Genomic DNA, 14,299 nt, shown 5'->3' with positions numbered 1-14,299 from the left:
TCGACAACGGGAATGGCAAGAGTCGCTGATTTGGTGACAATGCCAGCATGACGTCACAATACGGGCATATTGTGCATTGTTTTCGCCGGTTAGTGAGAGAAGGGGATGGAAAGACGAAACTGAGTTTGTGAATGGGTCTCGAGTACGATTTTGATATTGTTAATGTAGCACTGAACGAAATTGACCCGGAGAAGCTGGGGTCAGACTCTGATGTGGAACGCCAGGTGTGTGCGGTGTTTCGTGACATCAGAACGGCAGATGCGCTACGGGGAACATCGCCGAAAATCCGCAAGATTTTCCTGGATGCCGGGTTCAGCCTCGAGTCGCGGAACAGCGGCATCGTGCCCGGTGTGTTTCCGGCCGAAGATCAGGTGGACCGGGTCAGAATTCTGCGTTCTCTGTTTGAGAATATAAAATCGCGCGGCGTTCAGGGGGAGTATTGCGGCGAATTCAACCTGTGGGATTTTCTGCATTACATTCGGATGGCGCAGCCCATGGCCGGGATTGTGCGTACGCGTCAGGTGCGAAAACCGCCGCCACAGCCACAGCAGCCTGTTTCGGACCGTCGGCGTTCTATTTCGGGGCGTATCGGGCTGGCGTTTGGGCTGGCCGTTGTTTTGTTTGTGACGATCAAACTGCTGGCGGCTGCCGGGGCGACACCTTAGGCCAGCGTAACACCGGCGTCGCGCATGGCCTGCTCGGCGGCAGCCAGTGATCCGTCCATGTCAATCGCGCGGCAGGCATCCATCCGGACTGTGACATCAAAGCCCAACCGGGCAGCGTCTACAGCCGTATAGAGAACGCAGAAATCGGTCGCCAATCCAACCAGTGTCAAACGGGTGATGCCTCGGGTCTCAAGATAGCCTTTCAGGCCTGTTGGCGTCTGATGGTCATTTTCGAAGAACGCGGAATAACTGTCGATGCCACTGCGGAACCCCTTGCGCAGGATCAAATCACCATCAGTGCGCAGTTCAGGGTGAAACGCAGCACCGTTTGAGCCCTGAACGCAATGGTCCGGCCACAGCACCTGCGGGCCATAAGGCATGTCGATCAGCTCGAACGGGTTTTTGCCTTTGTGCGAGCTGGCAAAGGAAGAATGCCCTGCCGGATGCCAGTCTTGCGTCAGGATCACGGCGTCGAACTCCTCCATCATGGTATTGATAGACGCGACGATTTCGTCTCCTCCGGCCACTGCCAAGGCACCGCCGGGGCAGAAATCGTTCTGGACATCGATGACAAGCAGGGCATGGGTCATGGCGGCCTCCGTATAACTGCCTTATCGGTAGGGGGCAGGGGCCGGGGCGTCAATGCAATCCCTTGCGACTCCGGGTTTGCGGGGGTAGATCGCGCATATGTACACGATCGCTGCCCTCTATCACTTTACCCGATTCCCAGACCCCGTCACACTGCGCGAACCGTTGCTTGACCTGTGCCGCGCGCAGTCCGTCACGGGAACGCTGTTGCTGGCGCAGGAAGGTATCAACGGCACCATCGCAGGTCCACGCGCCGGGATCGATGCGGTATTGGCACATATCCGGGCCTTGCCCGGTTGCTCGGATCTGGAGTGGAAAGAGGCGACCTCGGACCATCCGCCTTTCGGCAAGATGAAGGTGCGCCTGAAGAAAGAGATCGTGACCATGGGTCAGCCGGATGTCGATCCGCGCGCCCGTGTCGGCAACTATGTCGATCCGCAGGACTGGAATGATCTGATCCGTTCGGACGATGTCGTGGTGATCGACACCCGCAATGACTACGAAGTGGCGATCGGCACGTTTGAAGGCGCAATAGACCCTGAAACAGCCAGCTTCCGCGAATTTCCTGCCTGGTGGGAGGCGAACAAGGACCGCTTTCACAACAAGCGCGTTGCCATGTTCTGCACCGGCGGCATCCGGTGCGAGAAGTCCACCAATTACCTGCTGGGGCAGGGGGTCGATGATGTTTATCACCTCAAAGGTGGCATCCTGCGCTATCTTGAAGAGATGCCATCCGAAGACAGCTCGTGGCAGGGTGAATGTTTTGTGTTCGACAATCGTGTCTCGGTAGGGCACGGCCTTGTTGAAGGACCGCACAAGCTGTGCCATGGCTGCCGTCGCCCGATCCTGCCCGAGGATATGAAACGCCCCGAATATGAACATGGCGTGTCCTGTCACCAATGCATCGACGAAACCTCCGAGGCCGACAAGATGCGCTTTCGTGAACGGCAAAAACAGATAGTGCTTGCGCGCAAGCGGGGCGAGCCGCATTTGCGTCAGGACTGAAAGCGGGTTGCAGGCCCTTGCTTTAGGTCGGATGATCACCCTCAGACTAGGTTGAGAGAGCGTTCATGCATCGCAAACCCACAACTTTGGAAGAATGGAAATCGACCCTGATTGCGGCATTGGGGCTGGTTCTGACAAGTTTTCTTGCCTGGTTCGGGCTGTCGCGTCTGAACGAAACCGCTGCAGGTGACATGATCGGAACAATCGCGTCGGTTGGCCTGCTGATCTGGCTGGTGTCGCAATCCTGGTACTACATGACACAGGTGAAATCGCCGCGACGGCTTTTGTTCCTGATGGGCGTGTCATTCATCCAGGTCGTCCCGTTCCTGTTCGCCGCCGTCTACGGGGCATTTGGGTACAATGACAACTGTGTCGTCGGGGCGCAGGGTCCGGGGGATGTCCTGTATTTTTCATATGTCACCTTCACCACGGTCGGGTATGGCGACATGTTCCCGACCGGCCTGTGTCGCGGGCTTGCCGTGTCCGAGGCTGTGACCGGTTACATTCTGCTGGGTATGTTTGTTGCGGCTGCTGTTGCGCTTTATACCCGCAATCATGCGCCAGAAGACCCTAAGTAAGGGTTATCTATTGTGATCAATCCAGCGGGACATCATTTTCTTGTCCCGAAAACACTCGGACGGGATCGGGCGGCGCTTGCTGCGTGAGATCCGTTCGGCGAATGCCACCTGCTTGCCCGTCGGGTAATCGTCGAATTGCGAGGTGCCGCGCGGTTTGTGGGCTGAAATCCAGTCGGACAACAACTGCCTGTCGCGCTGCGCCTCGACCGGAATCTCAAGCGCTGATTTCTCGGCAATGGCGCGCGCATATCGCATCTGCCGGTCTGTTACCGGAAGCAGATGGTAGTCGTTGTTTGGCCCGTTCAGTGCCACGTGGTGCATGTGCTGGGTCATCGGTTTGTCCTCTGACTATGTGGAACATATATAGAACATTAACCAAAAATTTCAAGGTTTGTGAGCGATGGCAGGCGTTATCTTGCCGCTTGGATGATTTTATTGACTGACCAGTCAATAACCTTTAGGGCCGATTCCAAACGACCAAATGCCCCGTCCGGACGGGGTCGAGCGAAAAGGACACGGTATGAAGTTTCAGCCCAAGGCCAGCCATTTCATCGACGGCGCCTATGTCGAGGATACCGATGGCACGGCCATTGACGTGATCTACCCCGCAACCGGCGAGGTGATAGCCCGCCTGCATTCGGCGACACCGGCGATTGTGGAAAAGGCTTTGAACAGCGCGAAAACCGCTCAGGCAGCCTGGGCCGCACTGACCGGAACAGAACGCGGCCGCATTCTGCGCCGCGCGGCTGACATCATGCGCGACCGCAATTATGACCTGTCGGTTCTGGAAACCCATGACACCGGCAAACCGATTCAGGAAACTACGGTGGCAGATGCCACATCAGGTGCGGATGCGCTGGAATATTTCGGCGGGTTGGCCGCCTCTCTGACCGGCGAGCATATTCCGCTGGGCGGTGGCGATTTCGTTTACACCATCCGTCAGGCGCTGGGCGTTTGCGTCGGCATCGGGGCGTGGAATTATCCCACGCAGATTGCCTGCTGGAAAGGTGCCCCGGCGCTGGCCTGCGGCAATACGATGGTCTTCAAGCCTTCGGAAACCACGCCTCTTTCGGCGTTGAAAGTGGCCGAGATTCTTGTCGAGGCCGGTGCGCCCAAGGGTGTCTACAACGTGATTCAGGGCTATGGCGACGTAGGCGCCGCGCTGGTCACCGATCCGCGTGTGGCCAAGGTCTCGCTGACCGGATCGGTGCCGACAGGCCGCAAGGTTTATGCCGCGGCAGCTGACGGTATGAAGCACGTGACCATGGAACTGGGCGGCAAATCTCCGATGATCGTCTTTGACGATGCCGACATCGAAAACGCGGTGTCCGGCGCGATCCTTGGCAACTTCTATTCATCGGGCCAGGTCTGTTCCAACGGTACCCGCGTCTTTGTGCAAAAAGGTATCAAGGATGCCTTCCTGAAACGCCTGTCCGAACGTCTGGCCAACGCCAAAATCGGTGATCCGATGGACGAGGACGTCAGCTTTGGCCCGATGGTCAGCGAAAACCAGTTGAACATCGCGCTGAGCTATGTCGACAAAGCCAGGGCCGAGGGCGCAAGGCTGGTCTTCGGCGGCAACCGGATCGAAGGCGACGGTTTCTACATGCAGCCAACCGTTTTTGCGGATGTGACCGATGACATGACCATCGCGCGCGAGGAAATTTTTGGCCCCGTCATGTCGGTGCTGGATTTCGACACGGAATCCGAGGTCATGGCCCGTGCCAATAACACTGAATTTGGTCTGGCCGCAGGCGTGTTCACCAATGACCTGACCCGCGCGCACCGTGTTGTGGCCGGGTTCGAGGCGGGAACCTGTTATATCAATACCTATAACCTTGCCCCGGTCGAAGCCCCGTTTGGGGGATCGAAAATGTCGGGTGTCGGACGCGAGAACTCGAAGCTGGCGATCAACCATTTTTCGGAAATGAAAACAGTCTACGTTTCCATGAATGACGTCGAAGCCCCTTACTAGGGTCTTTTCTTCGTTCGTTTTCCTCTGTTCCCGACATTTGGCGTCGGGAACAGAGTACAAGCCCGCCCTTACCTGTGGCTGACTTTCCTGTACCGGCCCCGCCCGACAGGAGAGCTCTCATGACGCATAACCCGCAGACAAATACATTTTCCAGGGTTGCCGATTTCACGCTGACCCGCGCGGCCTCGGACATGCCTGAAAGCGCACTAGAGGCTGCGGCGCTGATGATGCTCGACACGATGGGGATCCTGATCGCATCCGGCCCGATGCAGGCAGGTGTGATCGCGCGGGACACGGCGGCATTGCTTTATGCCAGCACAATTCCTGCATATGGCGCACGGATGCTGTTCGATGGCCGCACTGTCAGCATGGCGGGTGCCGCCTATGCTGCCGCCACGCAAACCGACAATCTGGACGGTCACGACGGATATAACCCCACCAAGGGCCATATCGGGGTGGTCGTGTTGCCAGCGCTGGCTGCACTGGCCGAACATTGCCCGAACCTGACCGGACCCGAGGCTTTGGCGGCGGTCGTTACCGGGTACGAGGTGGCCGGGCGCGCGGGCCTATCGCTGCACGCCAGTGTCAGCGATTACCACACATCCGGTGCCTGGAACGCGCTTGGCGTGGTTGCGATGGCGGCGCGCCTGCGCGGATTATCTGTCGACCAGATGCAGCAGGCGATGGGGATCGCCGAATATCACGGTCCACGCAGCCAGATGATGCGCGAGATTGCCAACCCCACAATGCTGCATGACGGGTCGGGCTGGGGCGCGATGGTGGGGCTGTCCGCCGCTGTTCTGGCCGAACGCGGCTTTACCGGCGCGCCCGCCATCACCATCGAGGCGGAAGAGGTCACACCCTACTGGGAGGATCTGGGCACCTTTTGGCAGGTCGAACATCAATACGTGAAACCCTATCCGATCTGTCGCTGGGCCCATGCCGCGATTGATGGCGTGCGCGCTGTCATGATCGCGCATGACCTGACCAGCGCGCGAATCGAAACTTTGCATATCAATAGCTTTCATCAGGCGGCCTGCCTTTTTGCGGGACTGCCCGAAACAACCTCGCAAGCGCAGTATTCCCTGCCATTTGCCGTGGCAGTTCAGGCCGTTTACGGGCGCATCGGCGTTGAACATATCTCAGGGTCTGGCCTGTCTGATCCTGCGGTCGCCAATCTGATGTCCGGCATCACGGTCGCGGAAAGCGAACACCACAGCGCCCGGTTTCCCGAAGGGCGCTGGGCAGACGTCACGATCACGACAACGGATGGCCGTGTTCTGAAATCCGGGGATATCCGTGCCCGCGGCGGCCCCGAGGCCCCCATGTCACGGGACGATGTCATCGCCAAGTATACGCAGTTTGCGGCCCCTGTGCTTGGACAGGATCGTGCCGACCGCATCCGTCGTGTGATACTTGGCTGGCCGGACAAAAGCGCGCGGTATGCAGACCTGACACCGCTGATTTTTGATCCACCAGAACCGTGAACTGTACCCGACCCGCCTGCAACGATCCGGGCAACTGGACCGGTTGGCTGGGAAACCTCACTCCACCCTGACCGTGTTCAGCATTTCGACGATCCTCTGCCGCGTTGCCAGACTGTCCTCCAGCAGGCTTCCCGCATCCGCCAACGGCTTGCCTGACACGCGAACCGGCGGGGCCAAAAGGGCCTCGGAGGTTTGGTTGAGGCTTGCGTACTTTCCGTCAGAGGGCCCAATCCTTTCTTCCGGTAACCCGGCCAGCCATAGGTATCGGTTTGCTTCTTCCTGTTGCCCGCGGTTCTGCATGAGTTCGGCCACCGCCGCATAGTCCTGCACCTTGTCCAACGCCTGCGCCTGCAGGACGAGCGCCTCGTCCGAGGTATCATTGGCCAGCTCAAGCATGGCCTGTTGCGGGCGGTCAGACAACAACGCCGCACGGGCGCGCAGACGGGCACGCTCTGACCGCCGGGCCTGATCTTCAGGCCTGTTTGTCAGCGCAACGGCCTGATCGGCAAAGCCAAGCACGGCCAGGCGTTCGGCCAGTGCAATCGCGGTATCCGTGGATAGCGCCGCCGCCCGACCCGACTGCTGCACCAATGTGACCTGACGCAAAAAGGTAAGGTCGTCTGAGCGTTCTGCCAGCAATTGCAGGTGACGGTTGAAAGCGCTGTTGCTGTCCGAACCGTCTGGCAAAGACTGGATCACATCGAATGCGCTGTCGAAATCCTGGCTCAGACCCAGGGCAATCGCATGGGTGCGGTTCATCATCGGGCCCAGTTCAGATCGCCGGAACTCGATCGCGTAAGACGCGGCCAGTTCAAGTTCCTTGGAGGACACGGTCTTGCGGTCGGACCATCGCTTTTCCACCAGCCGCGCCAAAGCCACCGGCGCCTCGGACTTGGCCCCGGCCGAGGTCGTGACCTCGGTCAGCAGCGCCTCTTCAAGGGCGCTGTCGCCTTCGGCTTCGGCGACGCCAGCACGGGCCAGCGTGGCGTTCGGGGACGGGTTCTGTTCAATCCGGTCGACCGAACGCATGATCCTTCGCGCGGCCTCCAGTTCCTGCGCGTCTGTCAGGATATCCGAAAGTCGCGCGCCAAGGTGGCGGCGAAGATGCTCTGGCAGCTTTGCAAAGCTGTGTTCGATGGCTTCAAGATGTGCATCAGGTGCCAACTTTCCCTCAGATAGCACGGCCCAAAGTGCGACGTCGCTGTTGCACCGTTGCTGGCCCCTGAATGGATTTGAAACCTGTGCTGGCCGCTCATCCACCAGCCGTGCAATCCCTTCAACACGGCCAATCTCATCCGATGGGGTGTTGAATAACTGCAAAACCTTCAGCGCCTCGGCCCCAAAGCCGTTATAGGCATAGAGCTTTGCCAGCTTCAGCGCGCTTTCCGCGTCAAGACGGTCGAACTCTTTGTACAGGGCGGTGCGCAGGACGGACACCTGCTCTGGAAACGGGCGCGTCCCGGACCAAGTCGTGAAGCCCAGTTCAGCCGTTGAGATACAAACCGGGTTGTTATCGATCTGCTGCAAACCAGAGTTCAGAATGTCCTGCAGATCATCCAGAACCGAGGTCACGCGGATGTTCGATGTCAATCCGGGTAACAGCGTCACGGCCTCGGACGAGGCAGAACGGCGCGGTCCGACAGGTGCCAGATTCAGGTCCAGCAGCTCACGATCCGCCCCTTGCACCAGACGGGTCGACAACTGATCCCTGATCCCGTGCGTCTTCCCGGTCAGAAGCGGCAGGTCCAGCTGTGAAAGAAGCTTGTGTTCCGCGGGAGAAGCTTTCGGCGCTGCCGGTTTTTTTCGGGTCGGCGGAGGGATTTCCGCAAGCAAGGGCGGCAGGGCTATTGCTGGCGCAATGTCCAAAACGATCATCGAGTTTCGAAACAGGAACGCCGACGCCGTGCAGGCGCACCCGAATTCTAGCTCAAGCGCGCCACCGGGTTGCGCCTGCGACAGCGCGGCCAGCCGATCTGATGTCAACCGCCCGAACACCGAACCCGTCCGAAATGTGACACCCTTCAGGTCAATTGCCAGCTTGGCGCCGTTCTTGCGTTGGCTCAGAACCCAGCCCGTATCCGGTGGAACGGTGAAAACCAGCCGGGTGTAGCCGTCATGTTCACCGGACCGCACAGTCACCTCTTCAGAGGTTGCGGCCGTTGCAAGCGTGATCAGTGCTGCAACCAATGTCCCGATTTGCCTCATGCCGCGGCCCGTTTGAGCTCTTTCAACGCATCCTCAAGCTCAGAGAAACCGGGGCGGTTATGCGTTGGTGTGTTCTGGCGTCCGACCTCAATGCACATGGCAGCATTGTGGTTGTGCAGGTTTGCAACCAAAACTTCCTTGATCAACTGATAGAAGTGGTTGTCTTCCTCGACAACGGATTTCAGCTTGGCCGCAAAGGGACCAACCAGACCGTAGGCCAGAAAGACACCCAGAAACGTACCCACAAGGGCGCCGCCGATCAGTTTTCCCAGAACTTCCGGTGGCTGATCAATGGACCCCATTGTCTTGATTACCCCCAGAACGGCGGCGACAATTCCAAGCGCGGGCAGGCCGTCGGCCACGGTTTGCAAGGCGTGGCTCGAATGCAGGGCATGGTGGAAATTCGCTTCCATCCGTTTCTCCAGAACCTCTTCGACCTGATGCGGATCGTCGTAATTCATCGCCGCGGACCGCATCGTGTCGCAAATCAGATCAACCGCTTCCTTGTCGGCCTGAATTCTGGGGTAGGACGAAAACAGGTCCGAGCTGCCGGGGTCTTCGATATGCTGTTCCACCTCTACCGGATTGGCACGGGCAATGCGGATGAGGGAAAACAGCAGGCACAACAGGTCGCGGTAATCCTCGGGCTTCCATTTCGGGCCTTTAAAGACCTTCCCCATGTCCTTGATCGTGTGTTTCACGCCGCCGATGTCGTTGCTGATCAAAAAGGCACCAACCGCGGCACCACCGATCATCATCATTTCAAACGGAAGCGACTTTAGAATGATGGTCATCTTGCCGCCAGCGGCCAGATAGCCGCCGAAGACCATCACGAAAATGACGACAATTCCAACAATTCCAATCATCTGAGATCTCCGGCTATGTGTGTTGCAATCGCGGGGAACACGGGCAGCTATTCCTGCGGGGTCGAGGCGTTTCGACCCGCCATGACAACGCTGATCGTATAGGCCGTTTCGGGGCTGAGCCCCGCCAGAACCCCGGCTGCCGCATCCGGTGACATGCGTGACAGAAACCCGGCGGCAAAGGTCGGGTCCATGGTTTCGAACAGCGCGGCCGCGTCTTTCGGCTTCATGTTCTGATAGACATCGGTCAGGCGCGTCAGGTCGTTTTCCGCCGCCCTGTCCGACAGCGCCAGAGTGGTGCGCAACGCCTCTTCGGCCTCCTCAAGCGCGGCCATGCGCATCTCGATAGCTTGACCCGCGATTTCCAAAGCGTTTTCCTGCTCGCGCAGCATGTCTTCCTTTTGTTTGACACGCTCTTCCCGGCGCAGAAGCTCGGTCAGCAGAACCTGCATGTCACGGGTGTCGGACGGGGCGGGTTCATCGTGTTCCGCCTCAGGTTTGGCTGGTTTGGCAAAGGCGGGTCCGGCTTCCAGCCCGATGCGAATGGTGGCCGAGCCGATCATCAGCAATGAGATCACGGCAAGCACACCTCCACGGGACCGCACGTTGGGAGTGTTGATCCGCGGGCGGCTCATGCCTGCGCCTCGCCTTGCTTGCGGTCATGCCGGAAGAACATCAGCCCCTCAGGTGCGCGTGTCTGTTCTTCGGGCGTAGCGGCTTCGCTGGCCTTCGGCTCGGGTTTGCCTTCGTGCTTCACGCTCTCCGGAACTTCGGTGGTGGTGCTTGTCGCTGAAACCTCTGCCTCGGGTTGGGGGTCAGCGTCTTTTTCGGGCACGACGTCGTGCATTGACGCCATCATGAGTTCCAGCCGCTGTGCCACCGTTTCGGCACGCGCCGTCAGTGCCCTAAGCTGATCGCCCGACTGATCAGAGGCATTGCGCGCATCATCCAGTGATCTCCGCAGCTCTTCCGCCTGGGTCGACAGCACCGCCACCGCGCCGCCAACGCCCTTTTCAAGATCAGCAAAACGCTTGAGACGGCGCGACAGCACAAAACAATACAGACCCGCACCCATGGCGCCGGCGACCAGCAAAATATCCGCAATCAGCTCCAATTTCGCCTCCTAGTTCAGAACAAATTCCACCACCAGCACATCGCGCACGCGACCTTCGCCAACGACAATCTCGATGCGGCGCAGCAGGTGGCCCCGGATGCGCATCAACGCCAGTGAATCTTCAAGATCTTTTAGTTCGACGGCCCGCAGATACCCGTTCAGGACATCCATGATTCGCGGTCGCATTTTTTCCACGTCAGTCATGTACGGGGCGTTAACCTCAAGCTGTGCGTGAAACTTCAGATGCCGCGCGCCGCCGGAATTCACCGAAACGATCACCGGCGGCAAATCGAGAAAGGCAACATCCGCCAATGCCTTGGCCGGTTCTTCCTTTTCCAAGTCATGGCTTTCCGCCTTCTCGGCCTTGTTCCCCAGCGGCAGCAGCCCGGACGAGGTCAGGAAATACCCACCGGCGGCACCGGCGATGGCCAGAATCACCCCGACGATCATTCCTTTTTTCCCCTTCTTTTCCGGGGTTTCCGCCTGTTCAGCCGTTGCGTCGGTCATGACGTCCTCATTCCTGTGATCTGTCCTGTCATAACCTTGCAGGGACTAACCGATTGTTAAGGGCAATCGTCCAAACAGAGGATGCGCGGGGCAGAATGTCGGCGAGTCGGAGGTGAGCGTGCAGCAGATCGGAACTGTCTGGGCAAGTTTGGACAGGCGTAAACAAATCGTCGTTGCCGGTGCGGTTGTGCTGGTGTTTCTGGGGATCCTCGGAATGTCGCGCCTTGCGACAGCGCCGTCGATGACCCTGCTTTACGCGGGTCTGGAAAGCGGGGCCGCCGGGGATATCGTGCGCGCGCTGGATCAGCGTGGCGTGGCCTACGAGATTCGGGGCGGATCAATTTACGTCTCGGGCGCACAGCGGGACGAGCTGCGGATGACTTTGGCCAGCGAAGGCCTGCCTGCCAACGGCACCAAGGGCTACGAACTGCTTGATTCGCTGAACGGTTTCGGCACCACTTCCCAGATGTTTGATGCCGCCTACTGGCGCGCGAAAGAGGGTGAACTGGCGCGCACAATCGTGGGCAGCCCGCATGTCAGCCAGGCCCGCGTTCATATCGCCAATGGCTCTGCCAATCCGTTTCAGCGCAGCGTCGCACCGACGGCTTCGGTCTATCTGGTGCCCTCGGGGGGCGAGATCTCCGGCGATCAGGCCAAGGCTATCCGGTTTCTTGTCGCCTCGGCCGTTAGTGGTCTGTCACCTGAAAGCGTGACAGTGATCGATTCGAACGGGTCCGTGATTGGCGGGCAGGACACCGCCGTGGCCGCCGATACGGCAGATGACAAAGCCCGGCAGTTGCGGGAACGGGTTCTGCGTCTGGTCGAAGCACGCGTTGGTACGGGAAATGCCGTTGTCGAGGTTTCTGTCGATACTGAAACCAGGACAGAATCCCTGCGTGAGCGGCGCTTTGACCCCAAGGGCAGGGTGGCGATCAGTACAGATGTCGAGGAACGCTCCGACAGCGCGCGCAACCAGTCAGCCGATGTCACCGTGGCCTCAAACCTGCCCGACGGCGATGGCGCGGGGGGGGACGAATCGAATTCGACCGCGACCCAGACACGTGAGAGGGTGAATTACGAGGTTTCCGAAACCGAGCTGGAGGTGCACACCGCCCCCGGTGCGATCAAACGCCTTACGGTTGCCGTTCTGGTCAACGGAACGCGGGCGGTGGATGCCTCGGGCGCTGAATCCTTCACACCGCTGCCGCAGACGGAACTCGACGCACTTGAAGAGCTGGTGGCCTCGGCTGTGGGATTTGACGCCGCGCGCGGGGATGTCATCACTCTGAAATCGCTGGATTTACCAACGGTCTCGCCACAAGGCACGCTGGTTTCCTCTTCGCTTTGGCAAAACATCCATCTGGACGCCATGTCACTGATCCAGATGGCAGCGTTGGCGCTGGTGTCGCTGGTGCTGGCGTTGTTCGTGATCCGTCCGATCCTGATGAAACCTGCGATGGTCCCGGCGCTGTTGCCAGCTGCGGAGGGGGGGGCTCCGCCCCCGTCGGTCCTGACCGGTGAAATCGCGGCGGACGGAACGGCAGAGTTCACGCCGCTGCCCCAACAAGGGACCGTTCCCGTGCTTGGAGTCAGTGCCATCGGGGACCCGGTTGATCGGTTGCGCGCAATGATCGGCGACAAACAGGAAGAAACGGTCGAGATCCTGCGCAGTTGGCTTGAAGAAGGTGAGGAGCGCGTGTGATGTCCATCGCTCATCTGCTTGAGGATTTCACCACCCGAACCAGCGCCGGAGCCGTTCTGTTTCTGGACGAGGAAGCGCTTGAGGAACAACGCCTTGCCGCGTTCGAAAGCGGGTACGGCGCCGGTTGGGAGGATGCCGCGCAGGCGCAGGAACAGAACCGCGGCCGCGTTTCGGCTGAACTGGCGGGTTCGCTTGAGGATATGTCCTTCACCTATCACGAGGCGCTTAACCGGATGACATTGTCTCTGGAACCGATGTTCGAAAGCCTGGTTCAGACCGTATTGCCTGACATGGTCGAACGCGGGTTGGCCGCCCGGATCGTCGAACAGCTTTGCGAGATGGCGCGCGTCGAAATCGAACAACCGATGCAGATCATGGTGCCGGAAAGGTGCGCGCAAGCCGTGCAATCCCTGCTGCCGCAGACCCTGAACTCCGCACCGCGCGTCATCGAAGACCCTGACCTGGCCCCCGGACAGGCGCGATTGCAGGTCGGCACAAGCCGGCGTGAGATTGATTGCGCGGCCCTGCTGTCCACCATTGCACAGGCATTTGACGCATACGTATTTGAGGCAAGAAAGGCTTTGTCCAATGAATGACACCCAGTTCCCGAAAACCGAAAAACCCAATCCTTTCGAAACGGTTCCGATTGAAGTGACCGTTTCGGTTGGCCGCGCCCGCCCGTTGATCCGGGACTTGCTGAACATGGGTGAGAACGCGGTTCTGACCCTGGACAAGCGGATCGAGGACCCGGTCGACCTGTATGTCGGGGATCAGCTGGTGGCACGCGGGGTGCTTGAGGAGATGGAGGGCGATCAGGCGGGGCAACTGGCCGTGCGCCTGACCGAGATTGCGGATCTGCAAAACGGAATCGGCTGATGCGCTATGTGATCTGGCTGGGTCTGGCTGTAGTGGTGTCACTGCCGTCAATGGCGGCGGCTCAGGATGTGACCCTGTCGCTGGGCGAAGGCGGTTCGATCTCGGCCCGCACCATCCAGCTGATCCTGTTGATCACGGTGCTCAGCGTTGCTCCGGGTCTGGCGATCATGATCACCTGTTTCCCGTTTTTGATCACCGTTCTGTCGATCCTGCGGCAGGGTGTCGGCCTGCAGCAATCGCCGCCGAATATGCTTTTGGTCAGTCTTGCGCTGTTTCTGACCTATTTCATCATGGACCCGGTGTTCACCGAGGCCTGGACCGCAGGAATACGCCCGATGATGGAAGAAACCATGGCGGTCGAGCCCGCGCTGGAACGCGCGTTAGAGCCGTTTCGCGCCTTCATGGCCAACCGGCTGGATTCAGATACGTTTTATGCAATGGCGGCCCTGCGCCCCGGCGGTGACGCGATCGAGCTGTCCGCCCAGGCCCCGTTATCGGTGTTGATGCCCTCTTTCATGCTGTCCGAGATCGCGCGTGCTTTTCAGATCGGGTTCCTGATCTTCCTGCCCTTTCTGATCATCGATCTTGTGGTTGCGGCGGTATTGATGTCGATGGGCATGATGATGGTGCCACCTGCTATTGTGTCTTTGCCGTTCAAGCTGGCGTTTTTCGTGATCGCTGACGGGTGGGCCTTGATCGCAGGCGCGCTGGTGCGCAGCTATATGCCCTAGATC

General features: G+C 59.4%; 16 protein-coding genes. 9 read left to right on the top strand and 7 right to left on the bottom strand.

Going from position 1 to position 14,299, the window contains the following annotated elements; all coding sequences use genetic code 11:
- The first annotated feature begins 131 nt into the window (after positions 1 to 131).
- On the top strand, positions 132 to 665 hold the full coding sequence (locus ACR0LL_RS11815) for a hypothetical protein (RefSeq protein ID WP_267364920.1): 534 nt from the start codon (positions 132 to 134) through the stop codon (positions 663 to 665).
- Here the strand turns inward: ACR0LL_RS11815 and pncA are convergent.
- A complete protein-coding gene (pncA, locus tag ACR0LL_RS11810) occupies positions 662 to 1,255 on the bottom strand; it encodes a bifunctional nicotinamidase/pyrazinamidase (RefSeq protein ID WP_480586875.1) in 594 nt (197 codons plus the stop codon). The genes ACR0LL_RS11815 and pncA overlap by 4 nt on opposite strands.
- Positions 1,256 to 1,352: 97 nt before the next feature.
- Between pncA and trhO the strand changes: the two genes are divergently transcribed.
- On the top strand, positions 1,353 to 2,258 hold the full coding sequence (gene trhO / locus ACR0LL_RS11805; protein ID WP_480487027.1) for an oxygen-dependent tRNA uridine(34) hydroxylase TrhO: 906 nt from the start codon (positions 1,353 to 1,355) through the stop codon (positions 2,256 to 2,258).
- Positions 2,259 to 2,323: 65 nt separating this feature from the next.
- Positions 2,324 to 2,836 carry a potassium channel family protein gene (locus tag ACR0LL_RS11800; protein WP_480586873.1) on the top strand — a complete coding sequence of 171 codons (513 nt, stop codon included), beginning with the start codon at positions 2,324 to 2,326 and terminating at the stop codon, positions 2,834 to 2,836.
- Between the two features lie 3 nt (positions 2,837 to 2,839).
- Here the strand turns inward: ACR0LL_RS11800 and ACR0LL_RS11795 are convergent, their stop codons facing one another.
- Positions 2,840 to 3,169 (bottom strand): hypothetical protein, encoded by a 330-nt coding sequence (locus ACR0LL_RS11795; protein ID WP_480586870.1) that lies wholly within the window; start codon positions 3,167 to 3,169, stop codon positions 2,840 to 2,842.
- 187 nt (positions 3,170 to 3,356) lie between these two features.
- On the opposite strand from ACR0LL_RS11795, the gene betB reads away from it, so the two are divergent.
- Positions 3,357 to 4,811 carry a betaine-aldehyde dehydrogenase gene (gene betB, locus ACR0LL_RS11790; protein WP_480586867.1) on the top strand — a complete coding sequence of 485 codons (1,455 nt, stop codon included), beginning with the start codon at positions 3,357 to 3,359 and terminating at the stop codon, positions 4,809 to 4,811.
- Positions 4,812 to 4,930: 119 nt separating this feature from the next.
- The gene (locus ACR0LL_RS11785; RefSeq protein ID WP_480586864.1) at positions 4,931 to 6,298 is read left to right on the top strand and encodes an MmgE/PrpD family protein; all 1,368 of its coding nucleotides are present in this window, start codon (positions 4,931 to 4,933) and stop codon (positions 6,296 to 6,298) included.
- Between the two features lie 57 nt (positions 6,299 to 6,355).
- Here the strand turns inward: ACR0LL_RS11785 and ACR0LL_RS11780 are convergent, their stop codons facing one another.
- The 5 genes from ACR0LL_RS11780 to ACR0LL_RS11760 are packed head-to-tail and all read right to left on the bottom strand — an operon-like array spanning position 6,356 to position 10,987.
- Positions 6,356 to 8,503 (bottom strand): hypothetical protein, encoded by a 2,148-nt coding sequence (locus tag ACR0LL_RS11780; RefSeq protein WP_480586862.1) that lies wholly within the window; start codon positions 8,501 to 8,503, stop codon positions 6,356 to 6,358.
- A complete protein-coding gene (motA, locus tag ACR0LL_RS11775; protein ID WP_209505140.1) occupies positions 8,500 to 9,369 on the bottom strand; it encodes a flagellar motor stator protein MotA in 870 nt (289 codons plus the stop codon). Before motA ends, ACR0LL_RS11780 begins: the two co-directional genes overlap by 4 nt.
- A 47-nt stretch (positions 9,370 to 9,416) precedes the next feature.
- Positions 9,417 to 10,001: a MotE family protein gene (locus ACR0LL_RS11770; RefSeq protein WP_480586859.1), complete on the bottom strand. Its 585-nt coding sequence runs from the start codon at positions 9,999 to 10,001 to the stop codon at positions 9,417 to 9,419.
- Positions 9,998 to 10,480, bottom strand: a complete 483-nt coding sequence (locus tag ACR0LL_RS11765) for a DUF6468 domain-containing protein (protein WP_480586856.1) — start codon at positions 10,478 to 10,480, stop codon at positions 9,998 to 10,000. The genes ACR0LL_RS11770 and ACR0LL_RS11765 overlap by 4 nt, the downstream gene beginning before the upstream one ends.
- Positions 10,481 to 10,489: 9 nt before the next feature.
- Positions 10,490 to 10,987 (bottom strand): flagellar basal body-associated FliL family protein, encoded by a 498-nt coding sequence (locus tag ACR0LL_RS11760; protein WP_480586853.1) that lies wholly within the window; start codon positions 10,985 to 10,987, stop codon positions 10,490 to 10,492.
- A 118-nt stretch (positions 10,988 to 11,105) separates the two neighbouring features.
- Here ACR0LL_RS11760 and fliF point away from each other — a divergent pair, with 118 nt between their 5' ends.
- The 4 genes from fliF to fliP are packed head-to-tail and all read left to right on the top strand — an operon-like array spanning position 11,106 to position 14,296.
- Positions 11,106 to 12,689, top strand: coding sequence for a flagellar basal-body MS-ring/collar protein FliF (gene fliF / locus ACR0LL_RS11755; RefSeq protein ID WP_480586850.1), 1,584 nt, complete (start codon positions 11,106 to 11,108; stop codon positions 12,687 to 12,689).
- Positions 12,689 to 13,285 (top strand): FliH/SctL family protein, encoded by a 597-nt coding sequence (locus tag ACR0LL_RS11750; RefSeq protein ID WP_480586847.1) that lies wholly within the window; start codon positions 12,689 to 12,691, stop codon positions 13,283 to 13,285. Before fliF ends, ACR0LL_RS11750 begins: the two co-directional genes overlap by 1 nt.
- Positions 13,278 to 13,565, top strand: a complete 288-nt coding sequence (locus ACR0LL_RS11745) for a FliM/FliN family flagellar motor C-terminal domain-containing protein (protein ID WP_267364617.1) — start codon at positions 13,278 to 13,280, stop codon at positions 13,563 to 13,565. Before ACR0LL_RS11750 ends, ACR0LL_RS11745 begins: the two co-directional genes overlap by 8 nt.
- A complete protein-coding gene (fliP, locus tag ACR0LL_RS11740; RefSeq protein ID WP_480586844.1) occupies positions 13,565 to 14,296 on the top strand; it encodes a flagellar type III secretion system pore protein FliP in 732 nt (243 codons plus the stop codon). The genes ACR0LL_RS11745 and fliP overlap by 1 nt, the downstream gene beginning before the upstream one ends.
- Positions 14,297 to 14,299: the final 3 nt, after the last annotated feature.

Source organism: Ruegeria sp. AI2, assembly GCF_056541275.1.
The sequence above is the reverse complement of the archived record's forward strand: the minus strand, read 5'-3'. Positions and strand labels throughout refer to the sequence as shown.

What these genes read in the sequence shown, in the direction of transcription:
- ACR0LL_RS11815 (WP_267364920.1), top strand. Translation starts at nt 132, where the DNA reads ATGGGTCTCGAGTACGATTTTGATATTGTTAATGTAGCACTGAACGAA.
- ACR0LL_RS11795 (WP_480586870.1), bottom strand. Translation starts at nt 3,169, where the DNA reads ATGACCCAGCACATGCACCACGTGGCACTGAACGGGCCAAACAACGAC.
- ACR0LL_RS11750 (WP_480586847.1), top strand. Translation starts at nt 12,689, where the DNA reads ATGTCCATCGCTCATCTGCTTGAGGATTTCACCACCCGAACCAGCGCC.
- trhO (WP_480487027.1), top strand. Translation starts at nt 1,353, where the DNA reads ATGTACACGATCGCTGCCCTCTATCACTTTACCCGATTCCCAGACCCC.
- ACR0LL_RS11780 (WP_480586862.1), bottom strand. Translation starts at nt 8,503, where the DNA reads ATGAGGCAAATCGGGACATTGGTTGCAGCACTGATCACGCTTGCAACG.
- motA (WP_209505140.1), bottom strand. Translation starts at nt 9,369, where the DNA reads ATGATTGGAATTGTTGGAATTGTCGTCATTTTCGTGATGGTCTTCGGC.
- ACR0LL_RS11800 (WP_480586873.1), top strand. Translation starts at nt 2,324, where the DNA reads ATGCATCGCAAACCCACAACTTTGGAAGAATGGAAATCGACCCTGATT.
- pncA (WP_480586875.1), bottom strand. Translation starts at nt 1,255, where the DNA reads ATGACCCATGCCCTGCTTGTCATCGATGTCCAGAACGATTTCTGCCCC.
- betB (WP_480586867.1), top strand. Translation starts at nt 3,357, where the DNA reads ATGAAGTTTCAGCCCAAGGCCAGCCATTTCATCGACGGCGCCTATGTC.
- ACR0LL_RS11770 (WP_480586859.1), bottom strand. Translation starts at nt 10,001, where the DNA reads ATGAGCCGCCCGCGGATCAACACTCCCAACGTGCGGTCCCGTGGAGGT.
- ACR0LL_RS11760 (WP_480586853.1), bottom strand. Translation starts at nt 10,987, where the DNA reads ATGACCGACGCAACGGCTGAACAGGCGGAAACCCCGGAAAAGAAGGGG.
- fliP (WP_480586844.1), top strand. Translation starts at nt 13,565, where the DNA reads ATGCGCTATGTGATCTGGCTGGGTCTGGCTGTAGTGGTGTCACTGCCG.
- ACR0LL_RS11745 (WP_267364617.1), top strand. Translation starts at nt 13,278, where the DNA reads ATGAATGACACCCAGTTCCCGAAAACCGAAAAACCCAATCCTTTCGAA.
- ACR0LL_RS11785 (WP_480586864.1), top strand. Translation starts at nt 4,931, where the DNA reads ATGACGCATAACCCGCAGACAAATACATTTTCCAGGGTTGCCGATTTC.